21 protein-coding genes are annotated in these 19,362 nt (G+C 71.5%); 9 read left to right on the top strand and 12 right to left on the bottom strand.

The features are described from left to right. Positions 1-37 precede the first annotated feature (37 nt). Both Asi03nite_RS18095 and Asi03nite_RS18090 read left to right on the top strand, forming a co-directional pair. A complete protein-coding gene (locus Asi03nite_RS18095) occupies positions 38-988 on the top strand; it encodes an ECF subfamily RNA polymerase sigma factor, BldN family (protein WP_203681189.1) in 951 nt (316 codons plus the stop codon). A gap of 175 nt (positions 989-1,163) precedes the next feature. Then, positions 1,164-2,333 carry a DUF5667 domain-containing protein gene (locus tag Asi03nite_RS18090; protein WP_203681188.1) on the top strand — a complete coding sequence of 390 codons (1,170 nt, stop codon included), beginning with the start codon at positions 1,164-1,166 and terminating at the stop codon, positions 2,331-2,333. Positions 2,334-2,424: 91 nt separating this feature from the next. Here Asi03nite_RS18090 and Asi03nite_RS18085 read toward each other — a convergent pair whose 3' ends face one another. From Asi03nite_RS18085 to Asi03nite_RS18065, 5 genes are all read right to left on the bottom strand, one after another. After that, on the bottom strand, positions 2,425-3,429 hold the full coding sequence (locus Asi03nite_RS18085) for a lysophospholipid acyltransferase family protein (protein ID WP_203681186.1): 1,005 nt from the start codon (positions 3,427-3,429) through the stop codon (positions 2,425-2,427). 128 nt (positions 3,430-3,557) lie between these two features. Next, positions 3,558-4,628, bottom strand: coding sequence for an NAD-dependent epimerase/dehydratase family protein (locus Asi03nite_RS18080; RefSeq protein WP_203681184.1), 1,071 nt, complete (start codon positions 4,626-4,628; stop codon positions 3,558-3,560). Positions 4,629-4,701: 73 nt separating this feature from the next. Next, positions 4,702-4,803, bottom strand: a complete 102-nt coding sequence (locus tag Asi03nite_RS18075) for a 30S ribosomal protein bS22 (RefSeq protein WP_007465623.1) — start codon at positions 4,801-4,803, stop codon at positions 4,702-4,704. A 169-nt stretch (positions 4,804-4,972) separates the two neighbouring features. Next, positions 4,973-5,185 carry a helix-turn-helix domain-containing protein gene (locus tag Asi03nite_RS18070; protein WP_014694808.1) on the bottom strand — a complete coding sequence of 71 codons (213 nt, stop codon included), beginning with the start codon at positions 5,183-5,185 and terminating at the stop codon, positions 4,973-4,975. Between the two features lie 177 nt (positions 5,186-5,362). Then, positions 5,363-6,280 carry a proline dehydrogenase family protein gene (locus tag Asi03nite_RS18065; protein WP_203681182.1) on the bottom strand — a complete coding sequence of 306 codons (918 nt, stop codon included), beginning with the start codon at positions 6,278-6,280 and terminating at the stop codon, positions 5,363-5,365. 81 nt (positions 6,281-6,361) lie between these two features. Here Asi03nite_RS18065 and Asi03nite_RS18060 point away from each other — a divergent pair, with 81 nt between their 5' ends. Further along, a complete protein-coding gene (locus Asi03nite_RS18060) occupies positions 6,362-6,964 on the top strand; it encodes a CGNR zinc finger domain-containing protein (RefSeq protein ID WP_203681180.1) in 603 nt (200 codons plus the stop codon). A gap of 405 nt (positions 6,965-7,369) precedes the next feature. Here Asi03nite_RS18060 and Asi03nite_RS18055 read toward each other — a convergent pair whose 3' ends face one another. After that, positions 7,370-8,191 carry a sugar phosphate isomerase/epimerase family protein gene (locus Asi03nite_RS18055; protein WP_203681178.1) on the bottom strand — a complete coding sequence of 274 codons (822 nt, stop codon included), beginning with the start codon at positions 8,189-8,191 and terminating at the stop codon, positions 7,370-7,372. Between the two features lie 85 nt (positions 8,192-8,276). Here Asi03nite_RS18055 and Asi03nite_RS18050 point away from each other — a divergent pair, with 85 nt between their 5' ends. Continuing rightward, positions 8,277-9,110 (top strand): DUF3109 family protein, encoded by an 834-nt coding sequence (locus Asi03nite_RS18050; RefSeq protein WP_203681176.1) that lies wholly within the window; start codon positions 8,277-8,279, stop codon positions 9,108-9,110. Here the strand turns inward: Asi03nite_RS18050 and Asi03nite_RS18045 are convergent. Both Asi03nite_RS18045 and Asi03nite_RS18040 read right to left on the bottom strand, forming a co-directional pair. After that, on the bottom strand, positions 9,107-9,790 hold the full coding sequence (locus tag Asi03nite_RS18045) for a response regulator (protein ID WP_203681174.1): 684 nt from the start codon (positions 9,788-9,790) through the stop codon (positions 9,107-9,109). The two genes, Asi03nite_RS18050 and Asi03nite_RS18045, sit on opposite strands and share 4 nt — an antisense overlap. Before the next feature lie 29 nt (positions 9,791-9,819). Continuing rightward, positions 9,820-11,106, bottom strand: a complete 1,287-nt coding sequence (locus tag Asi03nite_RS18040; protein ID WP_203681172.1) for a sensor histidine kinase — start codon at positions 11,104-11,106, stop codon at positions 9,820-9,822. Between the two features lie 200 nt (positions 11,107-11,306). Between Asi03nite_RS18040 and phoU the strand changes: the two genes are divergently transcribed. Then, positions 11,307-11,960, top strand: coding sequence for a phosphate signaling complex protein PhoU (phoU, locus tag Asi03nite_RS18035; protein WP_203681170.1), 654 nt, complete (start codon positions 11,307-11,309; stop codon positions 11,958-11,960). 49 nt (positions 11,961-12,009) lie between these two features. Here the strand turns inward: phoU and Asi03nite_RS18030 are convergent, their stop codons facing one another. After that, on the bottom strand, positions 12,010-12,756 hold the full coding sequence (locus Asi03nite_RS18030) for a phosphoglyceromutase (protein ID WP_203681168.1): 747 nt from the start codon (positions 12,754-12,756) through the stop codon (positions 12,010-12,012). 157 nt (positions 12,757-12,913) lie between these two features. On the opposite strand from Asi03nite_RS18030, the gene Asi03nite_RS18025 reads away from it, so the two are divergent. Together Asi03nite_RS18025 and Asi03nite_RS18020 are read left to right on the top strand one after the other, a co-directional pair. Next, the gene (locus Asi03nite_RS18025) at positions 12,914-14,194 is read left to right on the top strand and encodes an MDR family MFS transporter (RefSeq protein ID WP_203681166.1); all 1,281 of its coding nucleotides are present in this window, start codon (positions 12,914-12,916) and stop codon (positions 14,192-14,194) included. Beyond that, positions 14,191-14,895, top strand: a complete 705-nt coding sequence (locus Asi03nite_RS18020; protein WP_373872133.1) for an MFS transporter — start codon at positions 14,191-14,193, stop codon at positions 14,893-14,895. Before Asi03nite_RS18025 ends, Asi03nite_RS18020 begins: the two co-directional genes overlap by 4 nt. Positions 14,896-15,290: 395 nt before the next feature. Here Asi03nite_RS18020 and Asi03nite_RS18015 read toward each other — a convergent pair whose 3' ends face one another. Continuing rightward, complete coding sequence (locus Asi03nite_RS18015) at positions 15,291-15,824, bottom strand: type III secretion system chaperone family protein (protein WP_203681162.1); 534 nt, start codon at positions 15,822-15,824, stop codon at positions 15,291-15,293. Next, positions 15,818-17,107 carry a D-inositol-3-phosphate glycosyltransferase gene (gene mshA, locus Asi03nite_RS18010; protein WP_203681160.1) on the bottom strand — a complete coding sequence of 430 codons (1,290 nt, stop codon included), beginning with the start codon at positions 17,105-17,107 and terminating at the stop codon, positions 15,818-15,820. The genes Asi03nite_RS18015 and mshA overlap by 7 nt, the downstream gene beginning before the upstream one ends. A 129-nt stretch (positions 17,108-17,236) precedes the next feature. On the opposite strand from mshA, the gene Asi03nite_RS18005 reads away from it, so the two are divergent. After that, positions 17,237-17,992 carry an SDR family oxidoreductase gene (locus Asi03nite_RS18005; RefSeq protein WP_203681159.1) on the top strand — a complete coding sequence of 252 codons (756 nt, stop codon included), beginning with the start codon at positions 17,237-17,239 and terminating at the stop codon, positions 17,990-17,992. Positions 17,993-17,997: 5 nt separating this feature from the next. Then, positions 17,998-18,759, top strand: a complete 762-nt coding sequence (locus tag Asi03nite_RS18000; RefSeq protein WP_203681157.1) for a class I SAM-dependent methyltransferase — start codon at positions 17,998-18,000, stop codon at positions 18,757-18,759. A gap of 141 nt (positions 18,760-18,900) precedes the next feature. Here the strand turns inward: Asi03nite_RS18000 and Asi03nite_RS17995 are convergent, their stop codons facing one another. Beyond that, positions 18,901-19,305 (bottom strand): response regulator, encoded by a 405-nt coding sequence (locus Asi03nite_RS17995; RefSeq protein WP_203681156.1) that lies wholly within the window; start codon positions 19,303-19,305, stop codon positions 18,901-18,903. Between the last annotated feature and the right edge of the window lie 57 nt (positions 19,306-19,362).

Below are 19,362 nucleotides of genomic sequence, written 5' to 3'. Positions count from 1 at the left end.
CGCGATCGCCGCAGGCCCGCCGGGTTGAGGAGGCGCAGTGACTCATGTGTACGCCGGGGATCCGTACCACCGCGACATCCTCTCTGGGAGGCACGCAATCAGCGACGGCCTGAACGCCATCCGTGAATCGGTCGACGGGATGATCACCAACGCGATCCGAGGTGACGGCCCCAGGCGCACCGGCAACCGCAGGCCGCTGAACAACTCGCCGTCCGTGCCGGCCCCCGGCGCCAACGGCAAGTTCGGCGGCAACCGGGTCGGCACGCCCCGTCCACCGTCCCAGCCGACCGCCGGGCAGCGCTCGAACCTGCCGGAGAGCGAGACCGCCGCCGACCACACGGTCGTGCTGCCCACCCAGAGCAAGACCGGCCCGCCCACCGAGACCGAGCCACCCAAGCACCCGGCCCGGCCCGACCGGGGTGACCCGGCCGCCGAGGTGTGGGCGCTGGTCGAGCGCGCCCAGGCCGGCGAGGCGGAGGCGTTCGGGCTGATCTACGACAGGTACGTGGACACCGTGTTCCGCTTCGTCTACTTCCGGGTCGGCAACCGCCAGCTCGCCGAGGACCTCACCTCGGACACCTTCCTGCGCGCCCTCAAGCGCATCGGCAGCTTCACCTGGCAGGGCCGGGACCTCGGCGCCTGGCTGGTCACCATCGCCCGGAACCTGGTCGCCGACCACTTCAAGTCCGGGCGCTACCGCCTGGAGGTCACCACCGGCGACGTGCTGGACGCCGACCGCGAGGACCGGGGCCCGGAGGGCAGCCCGGAGTCCGCGGTGGTCGACCACATCACCAACGTCGCCCTGCTCACCGCGGTCAAGCAGCTCAACCCGGAGCAGCAGGAGTGCATCGTGCTGCGTTTCCTGCAGGGCTTCTCGGTGGCCGAGACCGCGCAGACGATGGGCAAGAACGAGGGCGCCATCAAGGCCCTGCAGTACCGCGCCGTACGAGCGCTGAACCGCCTCCTGCCGGAAGGGTTCCAGTCTTGATCGGGCGCTCCCGGATGTCGATCTCCGATACCCGATGGTCCCCTTCCGCACCCGTAACCGGAGCCGCGTGTCGCGCGTTTGTCCGGATGCGACCCACGGCGGCCACTCGCGGCCCGGTCGCCGACGCCGGCACACGGACCGGCGGGACACTCACGAGCGAGGGGAGGTGCCCACGGTGAAGTTCCCTTTTCCGAGCTCCCGGAGCGCCGAGCGCTTCGCGGAGCAGGTCGACGATCCCACTGGAGCCGGTCGGTGCCACGCCGATGACGAACTGACCGAACTGGTGGCGCTCAGCCACCGCCTGTCCGCCACCCGGCCGGCCGCACAGGTCGACACGGAGTTCCGCGTCGGTCTGCGCGCCATGCTGGTCGCCACCGCCGAGCGGGACGGCATCGGCCGGACCGCCGTCGAGGCGGAGCCCGAGCCGCCCGCCGAGCTGCCGGAGCGCCGGCGGGCCATCTTCGGCCGCCGCATCCGGACCCGGGGCGCGATCGTGCTAGGCGTCGCCGCCGGCGCGATGGCCGTCTCCGGGATCTCCGCTGCCAGCGAAGGCGCGGCGCCGGGCGACGCCCTGTACGGCGTGAAGCGCTCCACCGAGCGCGCCCAGCTGGCCATCGCCGGCTCGGACGCCAGCCGCGGGCAGCTGTCGCTCGACTTCGCCCGCAACCGGCTGCACGAGGCCACCACCATGGGCGGGAACGCCGACAAGTTCCGGGACGTGCTGGACGACATGGACGCGGACACCCGCAAGGGCGTCAAACTGATCACGACCGCCGCGGTGTCCCGCTCGGACGCCAGCCAGCTGACCACCCTGGACAGCTTCGTCCAGGAGCAGCGGACCACGTTCCAGCCGGCGCTGCAGGACCTCTCCCCGGTCAACCGGGAACGGGCGCTCACCTCGCTGGGCCTGTTGGAGGACGTCTCCCAGCGGACCGAGCAGCTGCGCGCCGGCCTGGACTGCGAGAAGGTCGTCCCGGCCGGCTCCGACCAGCTCGGCCCGAAGCTGCGCGGCTGCGGGGACGAGCCGGCCGACAAGACGCCGCCGACCGGCCAGCACTCCGCCGGCGACAAGTCGACGACCAGGCCCAATGGCCAGACCACGACCCCGGGCCGGCCGGTGCGGACCGGTGCGGCCGCCGAACCGGGCAGCAGCGCGGCGGTCACCGCGCCGCACTCGAACCGCACCGGCCAGAAGAGCGCCACCACGCCGGCCGACGACGAGACGCCGGTCACCAAGAGCAACATCACCACGGCGCCGACGCCGGGCGTGACCCTGCCTCCCGCTGACGGCGAGGTGCGGCCCGACGACGGCGTGCTCGGCGGCCTGCTGGGCAGCCTGTTCTGAGTGGCCGGCGAGGGGCGGCGCCGGAGAGATCCGGGGCCGCCCCTCGGCCGTCACCGCGGGACAGCCCGGGACTGGGCCGGCGCCGGGCCTCTCACCTGGCGAACGGGTCGGGCCGCTTCTGCAACAGCTCGTGCAGGGTCGCCTGGATCGTCTCCCGCACCTGGTCGGCCAGGTTGTAGACGACCAGCGGGTCGTCCGCGTACTCGGTGAGGTGCGCGGTCGGGATCGGCGGACAGAACTGGATCAGCCACTTGCTGGGCAGCGGGACCAGGCCCAACGGCCCGAGCCACGGGAAGGTCGGGGTGACCGGGAAGTACGGCACCCCGAGCAGGCGGGCCAGCGGCTTCAGGTCGGCCAGGATCGGATAGATCTCCTCGGCGCCGACGATCGCCACCGGGACGATCGGCGTGCCGGTGCGCAGCGCCGCCGAGACGAACCCGCCGCGGCCGAAACGCTGCAGCTTGTACCGCTCGGAGAACCGCTTGCCGATGCCCTTGAAGCCCTCCGGGAACACACCTACCAGCTGGTCGGTGGCCATCAGGCGCTCGGCGTCCGGGTTGCAGGCCACCGTGGCGCCGGCCGCGCGGGCCAGCTCACTCATCCCGGGCACCCGGAAGACCAGGTCGGCGCCGAGCAGTCGGAGGTGCCGCCGGCGCGGGTGGTTCTCCCGCAGCGCCACGGTCAGCATCAGCGCGTCCAGCGCCAGCGTGCCAGAGTGGTTGCCGACCACCAGGCCGGGACCCTCGGCCGGGACGTTCTCGATGCCGAACACCTCGGTGCGGAACCAGTCCCGGTAGAGCACGCGCAGCATCGGGTGGAAGACGGCCTCGGTGAGCTCCGGGTCGAAGCCGAACTCGTCCACCTCGTACGCCCCGGCCAGCCGGCGGCGCAGAAAGGCCAGGCCGGCGGCGACCCGGCGGTCCCAGACGTCCCCGGCGGCCGCTTCCGGCTCCGCCGTCTGCTCCAGCTTGGCCAGTTGCTCGTCCGGCTTCTCCGGCACCGGGCGGCGGCCGTTCATCTTCTTCGGCGCGGGCGGCTCGGGCAGCTGGAACTCGGCATGCCCGGGCAGCATGTCGCGGAACTCGTCCTGGCTCACGCGTGATCACGCCCTCGCGTCGAATTCATGCGCGGTCACACCCCTGGGTCGGCTGCCGGCTCACGCGTGATCATGCCCTTGGATCAGCTCCATCAGCGGTCACGGCCTCGGGTCGGTGTCATGCGCGGTCACGCCCTCGAGTCAGCGGAGTCGGCCGCCGCGCGCATCCGCCGGACACCGTCCAGGATCGCCCGCTCGGCGGCGGCGAGCCGGTCCTCGGTGAGCGAGGAGCCGGCCGCGTGCGACCGGATGAACTCCTCGAAGGCGGTGGCGGTGCTGCGCGGGGTGAAGCCGAACTCACGGACCAGCCGGCTGGTGTCGACCACCCGGCCGTGCACGAAGAGGTCGATCTGGTCCAGGCCGATCTGTTCGACGCCCAGGCGGCGGACGAGCGCGGCCACGGTGGACAGCCCGGTCTCGGGCAACGGCAGGGCGATCCGGCCGGCCCGGCGCACCGCCTGGGACAGCATCAGGACGCCGGAGCCGGCGACGTTGAACGTGCCGGGGTGGTCCTCGACGATCGAGCGGTGCAGCACCTCGAGCGCGTCGTCCACGTGCACGAACTGCAGGCGGGCGTCGCGGCCCAGCACGGTCGGCACCACCGGCTGGGCGAAGTAGCGGGTCAGCGACGTCTCGGCGGACGAGCTGATCAGGGGGGCGAAGCGCAGCACGGTGGCCGCCACCTCGGGACGGCGGCGGCGGAACCCGCGGACGTACCCCTCGACGTCCAGGATGTCCCGGGCGAACGGGCCACGGGGCACCGCACGGGGCTCGGTGTCCTCGGTGAAGACGGCGGGGTCGCGGAACGACGCGCCGTACGCGGCCGTCGACGAGCGCACCACCAGTTTGCGCAGCTTGGGGGCACCCTGCGCGGCGGCCAGCACCTGCATGGTGCCGATGACGTTCTGTTCCTTCATCCCCGCACGGCCGCCGTGCGCCGGATCGGGGACGCTGGTCACCGCCAGGTGCACGACCGCCTCGGCGCCGAGCCCGGCCAGGGCCTCGGCGGCCGCACGCGCGTCGGCCCGGATCCGCTCGACGCCGTCCAGCAGGCCGTGCAGGCGAGCTGGTGGGTCGTGCGGATCCAGACCGACGACACGATCGATCCGGGGATCTGCCGCGAGGCGGGCGGCCACCCGAGCGCCGAGGTATCGGCTGACTCCGGTGACCACGACAACGCTGGGCGGTGAGGTCACCACGAGCGCACCTTTCGATGCTGAGCCTCGTCTCGGCAAGTGACGCGGTCAGCCGGGTGAGCCACCCGGCCGGCCGTCACTTGCCCAAACGGCGACGCTGGACGCGGGTCTTGCGCAGCAGCTTGCGGTGCTTCTTCTTCGCCATACGCTTGCGGCGCTTCTTGACCACGGAGCCCATACGACAGCCTCTCGAACCATGTTTGAGTGGAACCGGCGCGGCCGGTTACCGATCTTGGACGGCTCCCGGAACGGCGCCGCTAGGTGGCGGCACGCGTCAGGCCGGGAACCAACCGGTCCAGCGTACCGGCCCGCTCCGTAAGGGCCAACACGACCCCTGTAGCCCGCTCTCAGGCGGTCTGTGAGAACGCGCCCCGCAGATACTCGTGAACCGCGTGCTCGGGCACCCGGAACGAGCGGCCGACCCGGACAGCGGTGAGGTCACCACCGTGCACGAGCCGGTAGACGGTCATCTTGGAGACGCGCATCAGCGTGGCCACCTCGGCCACGGTCAGGAACCGTACCTCCGAGAGGCGTTCCTCGGTCTGGGCTGGACCCGTCATCTCGTCGCACCGATCCTTTCGCAGGCACGCTCCGCCTGGCGAACGTGCGTGTCTTCAGAACCGTATCGATGCGGCTGTGACCAGGGCGTCGCGTTCCGTAATTTGCCCACAAAAAGTCAAGTGCGACACGCCAGATCTGGGGCCGATTCGCCCGAAAGGTCGTCTTCGGCCGAAAGGTCAGCGCGACGAGACCGCGCGCGCGAAGAACGCGACGTTGGCGGGACGCTCGGCGAGGCGGCGCATCAGGTAGCCGTACCACTGCCGGCCGTACGGCAGGTACACCCGCACCGCCTGCCCACCGGCCGCGAGCCGGGCCTGCTCCTCCGGGCGCACGCCGAGGAGCAGCTGGAACTCGTACTCCCCGGTGGAACGGTCGAACCAGCGGGCCCGGTCCTCGGCGATGGCGATCAGCCGCGGGTCGTGCGTGGCGATCATCGGGTAGCCCTCGCCCGACATCAGGATGTTCAGGCAGCGTACGTACGACTTGTCGACATCCAGCGACGACTGGAACGCCACCGACTCGGGCTCCGCGTACGCCCCCTTGCAGAGCCGCACCCGCGATCCGGCGGTGGCCAGCTCCCGGCAGTCGCCCTCGGTGCGCCGCAGGTACGCCTGGAGCACCGCCCCCGTCGACGGGAAATCCCGCCGCAGCTCGAGCAGCGTCTCCAGAGTGGCGTCGGTGGTGGTGTGGTCCTCGGCGTCCAGGGTCACCATGGTGCCCGCCTCGGCCGCCGCCGCGCAGATGGCCCGCACGTTCTCGTACGCCGCCTTCTCGTCGATCCGCTGCCCGAGCGCGGACAGCTTCACGCTCACCTCGGCCGCCGGGGTCAGGCCGGACTCGCGCAGCCGGCGCAGCAGCGTCACATACTCGTCGCGGACCGCCTGCGCCCGCTCCAGCGTCCCGGTGTCCTCGCCCAGGTGGTCCAGGGTGATGGTCAGCCCGTCGTCGGCCAGCCCCCGGGTGGTCCGCAACGCCTCCTCGACGCCGCCGCCCCCGACGAACCGCCGGATCACCTCTTCGCTGCCGGGTGCCGACTCGACCAGCCGCTCCAGCCGGGCGGAGCCGGCCGCGGCGAGAAACAGGGAACGGAGCATGAGCCCTACGTTAACCGGCGGGCCCGGCGCCGGCTCGGCGGCGCCGCGTGAGAGCCGCGGGCCGGCGAGCAATCGCACCTCATGGCCGGTTGCGGCTACCGTGGTCGGGTGAACTTCGATGCGTACGCCCGGACGGCGGTCGACCTCGTCAACGCCGTCCTGGACGATCTCGCCGGGCTGCGGGCGCTGTTCGCCCACGACCTGGAGTACATGCGCGACCAGCTGGTGGAGAAGGACCTGGCGGCGTTCCGCCGGGCCCAGCGCCGCCTGCGCGAGGTCTTCGAGTACGGGACGGCCGGCCGCGACACCGACGCGGTGCGCGAGCTGAACGCGCTGCTCGAGGCGTACCCGGTGCAGCCACGCATCTCCGGCCACGACGCCGGCGACTGGCACATGCACGCGACCAGCCGCGGCTCGTCGGTCAGCGCGGAATATCTGGCCGGCGCCGTGTGGGGCCTGGCCGTCTGGCTCTGCGAGTACGGCAGCGCCCGCTTCGGCATCTGCGCCGACGAGCGCTGCGGCAACGTGTACCTGGACACCTCGTCGAACAACTGCCGCCGGTTCTGCTCGGAGCGCTGCGCCACGCGCTCCCACGTGGCGGCGCACCGCGCCCGCAAGCGTGCGGCGCAGACCCCCGAGGCCGCCACTCCGGCGCCGGCCGGCAGCACCCTCACCCCAGCCTGATCGCCGGGTGTGGCCGAGGCCCGCCCCGACGATCTCCCACACCACACGCTCCGGCCCGGTGAAGTCCCGCCCGAGCGCTCCGGCCCGAGCTCTTCCGGCACGCACCCCAGCCGCGCTCCGGGCCGCGCGCTCCCGGCCGAGCGGCCACCCTCCACTCAGGCCCGACGCCCCGGGTTCACGCCCACGCGAGCCGGTCCCGGTCCAATCCGAGGCGCGCCGAGTGCCACCCGGTTGGCCCCGAGATGCCCCTACGGGCGCACGACACACCCCTGCCGGCCAACCCGGCTGGCGCTGAGAGGTCCCGCCGGGACCGCGAGACACCCCCTGTGGGCCGGGCCGGGAGCCGGCGGCTCCTGGCTGGTTGGAGTGGTCACGCGCCGCGGCGGCGAGGAGAGGGGCGCGGGATCAGGCCGACGTCGTGGCGGGGCGGGGCGAGCCGGCTGGCGCCAGGTGACGGCGGGCGAACTCCAGGGACTCGCGGAGGTCGGCCTCCCGCACGGCCCGGCTGGCCGCCTTCCGGGTGTTGATCTCCAGGGCCACCGAGCCGGTGAAGGCCCGGCCGGCCAGCGAGCGCAGCACCTCGGCGCAGGGCTGGTTGCCACGCCCCGGGACCAGATGCTCGTCGCGCGCCTCCCCGGTGCCGTCGCCCAGGTGCACGTGCTTGAGGCCGGCGCCCATCTTGGCGGCCATCTCGAGCGCGTCCGTGCGGGAGGCGGCGCAGTGCGAGAGATCCAGCGTGTACGCCTCGAAGCCGGTCTCGGTGGGATCCCAGCCCGGCGTGTACGGCACGAACCAGCGGCCGGCCATCTTGACCGGGAACATGTTCTCCACCGCGAAGGTGAGATCAGGGTGCCGGGCCTGGATCCGGGCGAGACCGGGAGCGAAGTTCTTCGCATAGTCGCGCTGCCAGCTGAACGGCGGGTGGACCACCACCGTGGGGGCGCCCAGCGACTCGGCGAGCTGGGCCGCCCGGCTGAGCCGCTCCCAGGGGTCGGAGCTCCACACCCGCTGGGTGACCAGCAGGCACGGCGCGTGCACCGAGAGGACGGGCACGCCGTAGTGCCCGGCCAGGCCCTTGAGAGCGCCGGCGTCCTGGCTGACCGCGTCGGTCCAGACCATGACCTCGAGTCCGTCGTAGCCCACCGTGGCCGCCATCTCGAACGCGGCCGCCGTCGGCTCCGGGAAGACCGAGGAGCTGGAGAGAAGCACCGGAACTCGAGAACTCACGCCCTCAAGCGTAGCCACGTCCGGCGCGCCCGGATATATCCGTGCCAAACGGTCATGATCCATAGGAGCGCGTAGTCTGAGCGGGATGAGCCGCACGCGACGCCCTACGGAAGTCCCGCTGGACTTCCCTCGGGAATGGATCGAATTCCTCGACCCGGCCGACGAGCAGCACCTGGTGCGCGCCGACCTGACCTGGCTGCTCTCCCGCTGGACCTGCGTCTTCGGCTCGGCCTGCCGGGGCATCCTGCCCGGTCGCGCCGAGGACGGCTGCTGTTCGCACGGCGCGTTCTTCACCGACGCCGACGACGAGAACCGGGTGAAGGCGGCGGCCGCCCGGCTCACCCCGCAGACCTGGCAGCACCACCGGCGCGGGTTCAAGAACTGGACCGAGATGGACACCGTGGACGGCACCAAGCCGGCCCGGCGCACCGCCACCCGATCCGGTGACGGGCCGTGCGTGTTCCTCAACGACGCGGACTTCGCCGGGGGCGGTGGCTGCGCGCTGCACGCCCAGGCGCTGCGGGACGGGGAGCACCCGCTGAAGTACAAGCCGGACGTCTGCTGGCAGCTGCCGATCCGCCGGGAGCAGGACTGGATCACCCGGGCCGACGGCACGAAACTGTTGCAGTCCACGCTGACCGAGTTCGACAGGCGTGGCTGGGGGCCGGGCGGGCACGATCTGGCCTGGTGGTGCACCTCCTCCCCGGAGGCGCACGTGGGCAGCGAGCCGATGTACGTGTCCTACGCGCCGGAGCTGACCGAGCTGATCGGCGAATCGGCGTACACGAAGCTCGCCGAGCTCTGCGCGGCCCGCGTCAAGTCGGGCCTGATCGCCGTCCACCCGGCCACCACCGCCGCCGGCGCACCGACGAGAAGAGGCGGGCGCGAACCCGCCTCCCCTCGCGCTCCGCGGGACTAAGGCTCGAACTTGTAGCCCAGGCCGCGGACCGTGACGATGTAGCGCGGGGCACTCGGCTCCGGCTCGACCTTGGAGCGCAGCCGCTTCACGTGCACGTCAAGCGTCTTGGTGTCACCGACGTAGTCGGCGCCCCAGACCCGGTCGATCAGCTGGCCGCGGGTCAGCACCCGCCCGGCGTTGCGCAGGAGCAGTTCGAGCAGTTCGAACTCCTTGAGCGGCAGTTGCACGCCGGCGCCGCCGACTGTCACCACGTGACGTTCGACGTCCATCCGGACCGGGCCCGCGGCGAGCGTCGGGGTGCTCACCTCGGCCGCCTCGCCACTCTGGCGGCGCAGCACGGCACGGATCCGGGCGACCAGCTCGCGCGGCGAGTACGGCTTGGTGACGTAGTCGTCCGCGCCGATCTCCAGACCGACCACCTTGTCGATCTCGCTGTCCCGGGCGGTGACCATGATGATCGGGACGGCGGAGCGCTGCCGGAGCTGGCGGCACACCTCGGTACCCGACATCTCGGGCAACATGAGGTCGAGCAGCACGATGTCGGCACCGGTCCGGTCGAACTGCGTCAGCGCCGAGGTGCCGGTCGCGGCGACAGACACCTCGAAGCCCTCCTTACGCAGCATGTACGACAGGGCGTCGGAGAACGACTCCTCGTCCTCGACCACGAGCACGCGGGCCAATGAAGTTCCTTCCGTCGTCGGTGACCGGATCAGCGCCCGGTCACACCGGACTCGATCTCAATTGCCGTCGGTGACGGCGAGGGGGATTCGGGCGGGCGCGCCGGGAGGCGCAGGGTGAACGTGGATCCTTCGCCGAGAGCGCTGGTGACGTCCACTCGACCACCGTGGTTGGTGGCGATGTGCTTGACGATGGCGAGGCCGAGGCCGGTCCCGCCGGTCGCCCGGGACCTGGCTTGATCGGCTCGGTAGAACCTCTCGAAAATCCGGTCGACGTCCTGCGGTGAGATGCCGATGCCCTGGTCGGCCACATCGATCTCGATCCAGTCGGCGTCCTGCCGCATGGTCAGTTCGACCTTGGTGTCCGGGCCGGAGTACGCGATCGCGTTCTCCACCAGGTTCGTCACAGCGGTGGCGAACTGGCTGTCGCTGCCGTACGCCATCAGGCCTTTCGGTCCGGAGTAGGCGATCTCGATGTTCTTGGCCGACGAGGTGGTCCGGGTGCGGTCCAGCACCTCCGCGATCACCCAGTCCAGCGCGACCGGCTCGGGGTGGGGCAGCGGCTCGGCGCCCTGCAGCCGGCTCAGCTCGAGCAGCTCGCTCACCAGCCGGCCCATCCGGGCCGACTCGTGGTGGATCCGCTCGGCGAACCGGCGGGCGGCCAGCAGGTCCTCGGACTGCGCCTCGGGCGCCGACTCGGGCAGCTGGGTGGCGTCCAGCAGCGCCTCGGCGAGCAGTTGCAGCGCGCCGATCGGGGTCTTCAGCTCGTGGCTCACGTTGGCCACGAAGTCCCGCCGGACCCGGGCCAGGCGGTGCGACTCGGTCACGTCGGCCGCCTCGACGGCGACGTGCGTCGAGTTCAGCGCGACGGCCCGCAGGTGCAGACCGAGCGGCGCCTGGGCCCCGCCGGCCCGACCGCGGGGCAGGTCCAGCTCGACCTCGCGGCGCACCCCGGTACGGCGCACCTGGCCGGCCAGCGTGCGCAGGATCGGATGCGCGGCGATGGTGCCCGGGGCGCCGCCGGAGCGCAGCAGGCCCATGGCCCGCGCGGCCGGGTTGACCAGCACCGGGTAGTCGTCCGCGTCGAGGACGACGACGCCCACGCGCAGCGAGTCGAGGCTCTTGCGGCCCAGCCCCTTCAGGCCGTGCGTGCCTGCCGGGCGATCGTCGTCCGGTTCGATGGCGGCTCTCCCCTCCGGCGAACCGGCTTGAGCCACGTCCTCCGCCGACGATCGGCGGAAACGGGCGAGCGCCAGCCCGGCACCGACACCGACGGCCAGCGCGGCTGAGACCAAGCCGACGGCGTATCCCCACTCCACGCTGCGATCGTAGGGGCATTGTTTACCTGGACCACAAGGCCAAAGGGGCGAAACGGGCGCGCGTCGAGCAATGTTCACCGCCGGGTCCGGCGTCGTTCACCGGTGTTCACGTCCGGGAAGCCCCGCTGACCTAGCGTGAGCCGCACACATCGGCCGTGTCCCGGAAGGCGGGACGGCCCCGACGACCGGGACTACAGAACATGCGTGAGGAGTTCCAGGCCGAACTCACCGAAGTGACTCGGCTGCTGGTGACCATGGCAGAGTCGGTGCGTGCCGCGCTCCGCAAGGCGACGACCGCGCTGCTGACCGCCGATCTGGAGGCGGCCCAGGCCGTCATCAGGCGTGACGCCGACGTGGACGCGATCTTCCAGCAGGTCGAGGCGAAGGTGGCGGACATCATCGTCCGGCAGGCGCCGGTCGCGGTGGACCTGCGCCGGGCGATCACCGCCCTGCACATCTCGGCGGACCTGGAGCGGATGGGCGACCTGGCCGAGCACGTGGCCAAGACCGCCGCCCGCCGGCACCCGTCCCCGGCCGTGCCGGCCGAGCTGCGTCAGGTCTTCAAGGGCATGGCGGAGATCGCCGACCAGATGGCCGAGAAGATCACCGACGTGCTCACCCACACCGACGCCGGCCTGGCGGCCGAGCTGGAGAAGGACGACGACGCGATCGACGACCTGGAGCGCCGGCTCTTCAAGATCATGCTGGCCGACGACTGGCCGTACGGGGCGGAGACCGCGATCGACGGCGCCCTGCTCGGCCGGTTCTACGAGCGGTACGCGGACCACGCCGTGAACATCGGCGAGCACACGATCTACCTGGTCACCGGGGAGCCGGTCACCAGTCAGGACTGACCGCCCGCAGGGCCGGGACATCACGGGGGTATCCCGGCCCTGCCCTGCGTCAGCGGCCCTGGTTGGCGACCGCGGCGGCGGCCTCCTTGGCGGCCTCCGGGTCCAGGTACGTCCCGCCCGCGGTGACCGGGCGCAGGTTCTCGTCCAGGTCGTAGCGCAGCGGGATGCCGGTCGGGATGTTCAGCTTGGCGATCGCCTCGTCGGAGATCTGGTCGAGGTGCTTGACGATCGCGCGCAGCGAGTTGCCGTGCGCGGCGACCAGCACCGTCTTGCCGGCCAGCAGGTCCGGCACGATCGCGTCGTACCAGTACGGCAGGGCCCGCTCCAGCACGTCCTTCAGGCACTCCGCCTTCGGGCGCAGCTCCGGCGGCAGCGACGCGTAACGGGCGTCGTGGGCCTGGGAGAACTCCGAGTCGTCCTCGATCGGCGGCGGGGGGACGTCGTACGACCGGCGCCAGAGCATGAACTGCTCCTCGCCGTACGTCTCCAGCGTCTGCTTCTTGTCCTTGCCCTGCAGAGCGCCGTAGTGCCGCTCGTTGAGCCGCCACGAGCGCTTCACCGGGATCCAGTGCCGGTCGGCGATGTGCAGGGCGATCTCGCTGGTCCGGATCGCGCGCCGCAGCAGGCTGGTGTGCACGACATCGGGCAGCACGTGCTGTTCCTTGAGCAGCTCTCCACCGCGGCGGGCCTCGTCCTCGCCCTTGGCGTCCAGGTCCACGTCGACCCAGCCGGTGAAGAGGTTCTTGGCGTTCCACTCGCTGTTGCCATGCCGCAACAGCACCAGGGTTCCAGTCATGACCACATCTTGCCCCGCGGCCCCGGGACCGGTCAGCGCCACCCGGCAGGTGGCGGTCGCCACAGGTTAATCGGGTTGCGGCCGACCCCGCTTTGTAAGGGAATAGAGGCTGCTGGCTACTTACCGGGAGGCCGGCCGCTGCTGATCGGGAGGCGCTGTGCGAGGTTGGTTACGGGAGGCCGCCGGTGGGCTGCCCAGGCAATTCTGGTTCCTCTGGACCGGCACCCTGATCAACCGTCTCGGCTCGTTCGTGGTGCTCTTCCTGAGCATCTACCTGACCAGCGAAAGGCATTTCACGCAGAGCCAGGCCGGTTTCGTGATCGGTCTCTACGGCGTGGGCGGCGCGATCGGCACGATGACCGGCGGCGTGCTGACCGACCGCTGGGGCCGCCGCCCGACCATGCTCACCTCCCAGTTCGGCACGGCCGCGCTGATGCTGACCCTGGGCTTCGCCGACACGTACCCGCAGATCCTGCTCGTCACCGGACTGCTCGGGTTCTTCTCGGAGGGCGTGCGGCCGGCGTTCTCGGCGATGATGGTGGACGTCGTGCCGGAACGGGACCGGGTCCGGGCGTTCTCGCTGAACTACTGGGCGATCAACCTCGGTTTCGCGCTGGCCGCGATCGCCGCCGGTTTCGCGGCCCAGTTCGACTACCTGCTGCTGTTCGTCGTCGACGCGGCCACCACGCTGGTCACCGCGACGATCACGCTGTTCTTCCTGCGGGAGACCCGGCCGGCACGCCGCCCGGCCGCGACCGGAGCCGCCCCGGCCGGTGGCCTGCTGACCGCGCTGAGGGACCGGGTCTTCCTGGTCTTCCTGGTGATCAACCTGCTCTCCGTGCTGGTCATCCTGCAGCACGCGTCGACGCTGCCGATCGCGATGCTGGCCGACGGCTTGTCGGCGGCCACCTACGGCTGGGTGATCGCGGTCAACGGCATCCTGATCGTGTCCGGTCAGCTCTTCGTGCCACGGCTGATCGAGGGGCACCGCCCGCACCAGGTTCTGGCCGTCGCCTCGGTGATCGTCGGCGTGGGCTTCGGGCTGGTCGCGTTCGCGCACACGGCCTGGGTCTACGCGCTGACCGTGGTGATCTGGACCCTCGGCGAGATGCTGCAGTCGCCGAGCAACGCGGCGACCGTGGCGGCGCTGTCGCCGGCCGCGCTGCGCGGGCGTTACCAGGGGCTCAACTCGTTGTCCTGGTCGCTCGGGACGGCCCTGGCGCCGGTTCTGGGCGGCCTGGTCCTGCAGGGCCTCGGCTCGGTGGTGCTCTGGGTGGGCTGTTTCGGGCTCTGCGTCCTGGCCGGCGTCGGCCATCTGCTGGCCGGCCCGGCCCGCGAGAGACAGACCGCTTTCCGCCGTACGACGGATGTCCCCGCACCCGCGGCGCCCGCGCCCCCGGCGCCGGATCTCGCCCCGGCCTCCGCACCCAACAGCTGACCAGCCGCGCGTCGCTGCTGGCCGGCGCGCTGGCCCGGTGGAGCTACCCGGTCCTGTTCCTGCTCGACGCCACCAGCACCCTCATCACCGCCCTGGTGATCGCCGGGAAGGTGCCGGAGACACTGGCCCCGGTACGCCGGCACGACGCCCCGGCCGGCGGGATGCGCACGGTCCTGGCCGACCGGATCTTCCTGGCCTTCGTCGGGCTCACCATCCTGCAGGCGCTGCTGAACACCCAGACGAACACCATCGTGCCGCTCGCGATGCACGGCGACGGGCTCGGACCCGGAGACTACGGCCTGGTGACGGCGCTCGGCGGGGCGCTGATCGTGATCGGGCAGCTGTTCGTGCCGGGGTTCATCGACGGGCGGCGCAAGGACCGGGTGCTGGCGCTGTCGCTGGTGGTGATGGCGGCCGGCTTCGCGGTGCTGACGGTCGCCGACAGCCTGCCCGCCTATCTGACCGCCGCGGTGATCTGGACGACCGGCGGGATGCTCGCCGCGCCGCCGAACGCCGCGATCAAACTCGGAGCTGGCGCCGCCGCTGCTGCGCGCACCCGGAGAACACATCGGACGGACGCGCATAACGACCTGCGAATGCGCACTACGGAATTCGATGAACGAAAGATCCTGAGGGTACGGAACGGTGTCACGCCCGCAAACAAAAGCGCCGGCGGCGGCGGGCGACCCCCATCCCCATAGGCGTCGCCCGCACTAACCGCCGGTCTCGGGTCGCGCCGTCCCCCAACGGCTTATGCCACCCGTCCCCAAACGTCGATCCGCGGAGATCATTACTGATCGTCCCGTTCCCCGAACTGACGGCTCGACGTCCATCGACCACGCTAGTTGGGCCAGTCAAGCCTCACAACCCGTATTCGTGTCGACATCTGTCTCAGGCGTCACAATCACCAACAACCAGCCGATCGGACGAGCCGGCAATCACTCGTCCGGACTCCGGCGCACCGGCGGAAATAACGACTACTAAATGATGGGTGTCGAATCAGCCGCCGGGCCGCGGCGATCTTGCCAACGGGTGACCATGGGGTGAATTCCGGTTATGAAGATCGCGTTTCCGCAGGTCGTGGCGCAGGCGCCGGTCAGCCCGCAGCGCGCTGCTCCGATGTGGACCCACCGGAGCCGTCCGAAGTGGACGCTGCGGGCGCGGCGAAGTGCCGGAACGCTTGGAGGTTCGCCAGGGACTCACCGCGCTTGACGCGCCACTCCCACTCGCGCCGGATCGACGTACCGAATCCGATCTCCAGCATCGTGTCGAACGACTCGTCGGCATAGGTCAGCACCGCGCCCAGCAGCCGGTCCAGTTCGTCCTCGTCCAGGCCCTTCAGCGAGACGCGCCCGGTCAGGTAGACGTCGCCGGCCGCGTCGATGGAGAAGGCCACCCCGTACATCCGGGCGTTGCGCCGCAGCAGCCAGGCCCACAACTCCTCGCGGCGCTCGTCGGGCTGGCGCATCACGAACGCCTCGATCCGCAACGCGTGCTCGCCGGCGATCAGGTTGCACGCCGTCTTGAGCTTGTGCGAGCCGGGGAGGGTGACCACCCACGACGAGTCGCCGGTCGCTTCCCACTCCAGCTCGCGCTCGTCGAGAGCCCGCTCGATCAGGTCCTTCACCATGCGCAGGACGCCCCCTCCACCCGGGCCGCGATCAGCGCCCGGTGCTCGCTCACCGCGTCACGGTAGACCCGCAACAGCCGCTCCACGGTCCGGTCCCAGGAGAACTGCGAGGCGTGGGCGACCGCGCCGCCCGACAGGCGGCGGCGCAGGCCCGGCGCGGCGAGCAACCGGTCCAGCACCCGCGCCCAGTCGGTCGGGTCGTGGCCGTCGACCAGCACGCCGCTCTCGCCGTCGCGGACCGCGGTGACCAGGCCGCCGACCGCGGCCGCCACCACCGGCGTGCCGCAGGCCTGGGCCTCCAGCGCGACCAGCCCGAACGACTCGTTGTAGGACGGCACCGCGACCAGGTCGGCGGCGCGGTAGAGGGCGGCCAGGCCGGCGCCGGTCTGCGGTGGCAGGAACACCACCGAGTCGGCGACGCCGAGCGAGGCGGCCAGGTCGATCAGCGCGGTGGGCCGCTCCAGGCCGCTGCCGCTGGGGCCGCCGCAGATCACCAGGGTGACGTCCCCGGCGCCGCGGGCACGCAACCCGGCGAGCGCGGAAATCAGCACGTCCGGGGCCTTGAGCGGCTGGATCCGGCCGACGAACGCGACGATCCGGTCCCGCTCGCGCAGCCCGAACCGGGCCCGGTCGGCCGGACCGGGCCGGAACCGCTCCAGGTCGACCCCCGGCTGCACGACGCTGACCCGGGCCGGATCGGCCTGATAATGCGTGATCAGATCCTGTGCCTCGAACCGGGTGTTGGCGACCAGCCGGTCGGACTCGGCGACCACCTGCTCCTCGCCGATCACCCGGGCCTTCGGCTCCGGGCGGTCGCCCGTGGCGATCAGCCGGTTCTTCACCTTGGCCAGGGTGTGCGCGGTGTGCACGTGCGGCACGCCCCAGCGCTCCCGGGCCAGCCAGCCGACCTGGCCGGAGAGCCAGTAGTGCGAGTGGATCAGGTCGTAGTGGCCCGGCGGATGCGCCGCCTCGGCCCGCAGCACACCCGTGGTGAACGCGCACAGCTGGGAGGAGAGCTCCTCCTTGTTCAGTCCCTCGTAGGGCCCCGCGGTGACGTGCCGCACGTGCACCCCCGGCGCCATCTCCACCATCGGCGGCAGGTCGCTGGAGGTGGCCCGGGTGAAGATCTCCACCTCGACGCCGGCGGCGGCGAGCCGCTTGGACACCTCGACGATGTAGACGTTCATCCCGCCGGCGTCGCCGGTGCCCGGTTGTTCCAGGGGTGACGTGTGCACCGAGAGGGTGGCGATGCGCCGCGGGGTGGGCCAGCAGACCTCGGCCACGTTCCGGCCCTCCAATCGGGTTCGCCAGACGACGGAGTCGTTGCCTACTTGTCATCTTCCCCATCGGCGTGCGCTGAACCACTACGCAGCCGGGCAGGGGTGACTCAGGTCATGAGGCAGGATCTGAGCATGCAGAGAATCGCAGTGGTCACCGGGGCGTCCAGCGGAATCGGCGAGGCGACCGCCCGCCGCCTGGCCGGCGAGGGGTTTCACGTGGTCGCCGCGGCCCGCCGGGCGGACCGGCTGGACGCGCTGGCCAAGGAGATCGGGACGAACGCGACAGCTGTCACGTGCGACATCACCTCGGACGAGTCGGTGGCCGGGCTGGCCGCCACGGTGGCCGGCTTGGACGGGACGTTGGCCCTGCTGGTCAACAACGCCGGCGGGGCGATCGGGCTGGACCCGGTGGCGAACAGCTCGGCCGGCGACTGGCAGGCGATGTTCGACGTGAACGTGCTGGGCACCCTGCGGGTCACCAAGGCGCTGCTGCCGGCGCTGGAGGCGAGCGGGGCCGGGACGATCGTGACGGTCGGGTCGACGGCGGCCTTCACGCCGTACGAAGGCGGTGGGGGTTATGTCGCGGCGAAGCACGCGCAAACCGCCCTGGTCGGGACGCTGCGGCTGGAGCTGTCCGGCAAGCCGGTCCGGGTGATCGAGATCGACCCGGGCATGGTGCGCACCGACGAGTTCTCGCTCAACCGCTTCGGCGGCGACCGGGACCGGGCCGACGCCGTCTACGCCGGCGTCAAGGAGCCGCTGCTGGCCGACGACATCGCGGACGTGATCGCGTTCGCGGCGACCCGGCCGCAACACGTGAACATCGACCGGCTGGTGGTCCGCCCGATCGCCCAGGCCGCTCAGCACAAGGTGCACCGGGAGCTGTAGGTCAGGTGAAGCCGGTCGGCGCGATCACCCGGGGCACCACCAACCCGAACCGTCTACGGCGGGTGGACAACTTCATCGCGTACCGGTGCCGGGATCTACTGACGGCGGCAGCCGTGCCCCTGGTCGTCGACCTGGGGTACGGCGCCACGCCGGTCACGGCCGTCGAGCTCCGGAGCCGGCTGGCGGCCGCGGTCCGGAGCGACGTCACGGTGGTCGGTCTGGAGATCGATCCGGACCGGGTGTCGGCCGCCCAGCCGCACGCGGACCCGCCCCGCCTGGAGTTCCGCCGCGGCGGCTTCGAGCTGGCCGGGCTCGCGCCGGTGGTGGTGCGCGCGTTCAACGTGCTCCGGCAGTACGGCGAGGACGAGGTGACCGCGGCCTGGCGGCAGATGACCGGCACCGGCGCGCTGCTCGTCGAGGGCACCTGTGACGAGCTGGGCCGGATCGCCACCTGGGTGGTGGTCGACGGCGGCCTGCCGTCGACGCTCACGCTGTCCGCGCGGTTGCCCGTCCTGGAACACCCCCTGGTCTTCGCCGAGCGGCTGCCGAAGGCGCTGATCCACCACAACGTGCCCGGTCATCCGGTGCACGACCTGCTGCGCGCGCTGCGCAGGGCGTGGGACACCGAGGCGACGCCGTTCGGGCCACGGCAGCGGTGGCTGGCCACGGTGCGTCGGATGCGCGCCGAGGGCTGGCCGGTGCTCGACGGGCCGGCGCGCTGGCGGTTGGGTGAGCTGAGTGTTCCCTACGGTTGCGTCTCGGCTTGATCGCTGGGCTTGATCGCGTCGCCTTCGGCGCCGTGGCGTTCCGCCCCTTCTGGTCGATGACGGGAGCGCTGGAACCGACCCCACTCCGTTAGCCGTTTTGCGGCTCTCGTCATCGACGGGCGAGACGCGTGTTGGCTGCGGCTAGTCCGCTTTTCCGTTGTTCAGTACTGTTCGAAGGGCGCTCAGCAGCGCGTCGGCGGTGAAGGGCTTCTTGACCAGGAGGGCGTCCTCACCGACCAGGCCCTTGGTGACGGCGATGTCCTTGGGCAGGCCGGAGATGAAGACCACGCCGGTCTCCGGGCGCATCTGGATGACCGTGCCGGCCAGTTCGCCGCCGGACTTCCCGCCCGGCAGGGTCAGGTCGGTGACCAGGACGTCGATGTCGCCCGGGTGCTCCCGGCAGACCGAGATGGCCTCGTCCGGGTCACCGGCCACCAGGGCCGCGTACCCTTTGCGCTCCAGCATGCGGCGCATGATGTCGCGGAGATCTTCTTCGTCGTCGACGACCAGGATGGTCGGCGTTTCGGCGACCGGCGCCTCGGACATGGGTCCTCCTCGCGGGCTGGGGTCGATCTCACGCTAGCCGCCGCGAGGCGTCGAGTT

The organism is Actinoplanes siamensis (assembly GCF_016862395.1).
Classification (GTDB): domain Bacteria; phylum Actinomycetota; class Actinomycetes; order Mycobacteriales; family Micromonosporaceae; genus Actinoplanes; species Actinoplanes siamensis.
Note: the sequence above shows the minus strand (reverse complement) of the source record. Positions and strands in the feature narration are given on the sequence as shown.

Bases quoted from the DNA above. Each gene is read 5' to 3' on its own strand.
- Asi03nite_RS18060 (WP_203681180.1), top strand. From the start codon at position 6,362: ATGGCCGGTTGCGGCTACCGTGGTCGGGTGAACTTCGATGCGTACGCC.
- Asi03nite_RS18070 (WP_014694808.1), bottom strand. From the start codon at position 5,185: ATGACGGGTCCAGCCCAGACCGAGGAACGCCTCTCGGAGGTACGGTTC.
- Asi03nite_RS18030 (WP_203681168.1), bottom strand. From the start codon at position 12,756: ATGACTGGAACCCTGGTGCTGTTGCGGCATGGCAACAGCGAGTGGAAC.
- Asi03nite_RS18005 (WP_203681159.1), top strand. From the start codon at position 17,237: ATGCAGAGAATCGCAGTGGTCACCGGGGCGTCCAGCGGAATCGGCGAG.
- Asi03nite_RS18075 (WP_007465623.1), bottom strand. From the start codon at position 4,803: ATGGGCTCCGTGGTCAAGAAGCGCCGCAAGCGTATGGCGAAGAAGAAG.
- Asi03nite_RS18015 (WP_203681162.1), bottom strand. From the start codon at position 15,824: ATGGTGAAGGACCTGATCGAGCGGGCTCTCGACGAGCGCGAGCTGGAG.
- Asi03nite_RS17995 (WP_203681156.1), bottom strand. From the start codon at position 19,305: ATGTCCGAGGCGCCGGTCGCCGAAACGCCGACCATCCTGGTCGTCGAC.
- Asi03nite_RS18050 (WP_203681176.1), top strand. From the start codon at position 8,277: ATGAGCCGCACGCGACGCCCTACGGAAGTCCCGCTGGACTTCCCTCGG.
- phoU (WP_203681170.1), top strand. From the start codon at position 11,307: ATGCGTGAGGAGTTCCAGGCCGAACTCACCGAAGTGACTCGGCTGCTG.
- Asi03nite_RS18065 (WP_203681182.1), bottom strand. From the start codon at position 6,280: ATGCTCCGTTCCCTGTTTCTCGCCGCGGCCGGCTCCGCCCGGCTGGAG.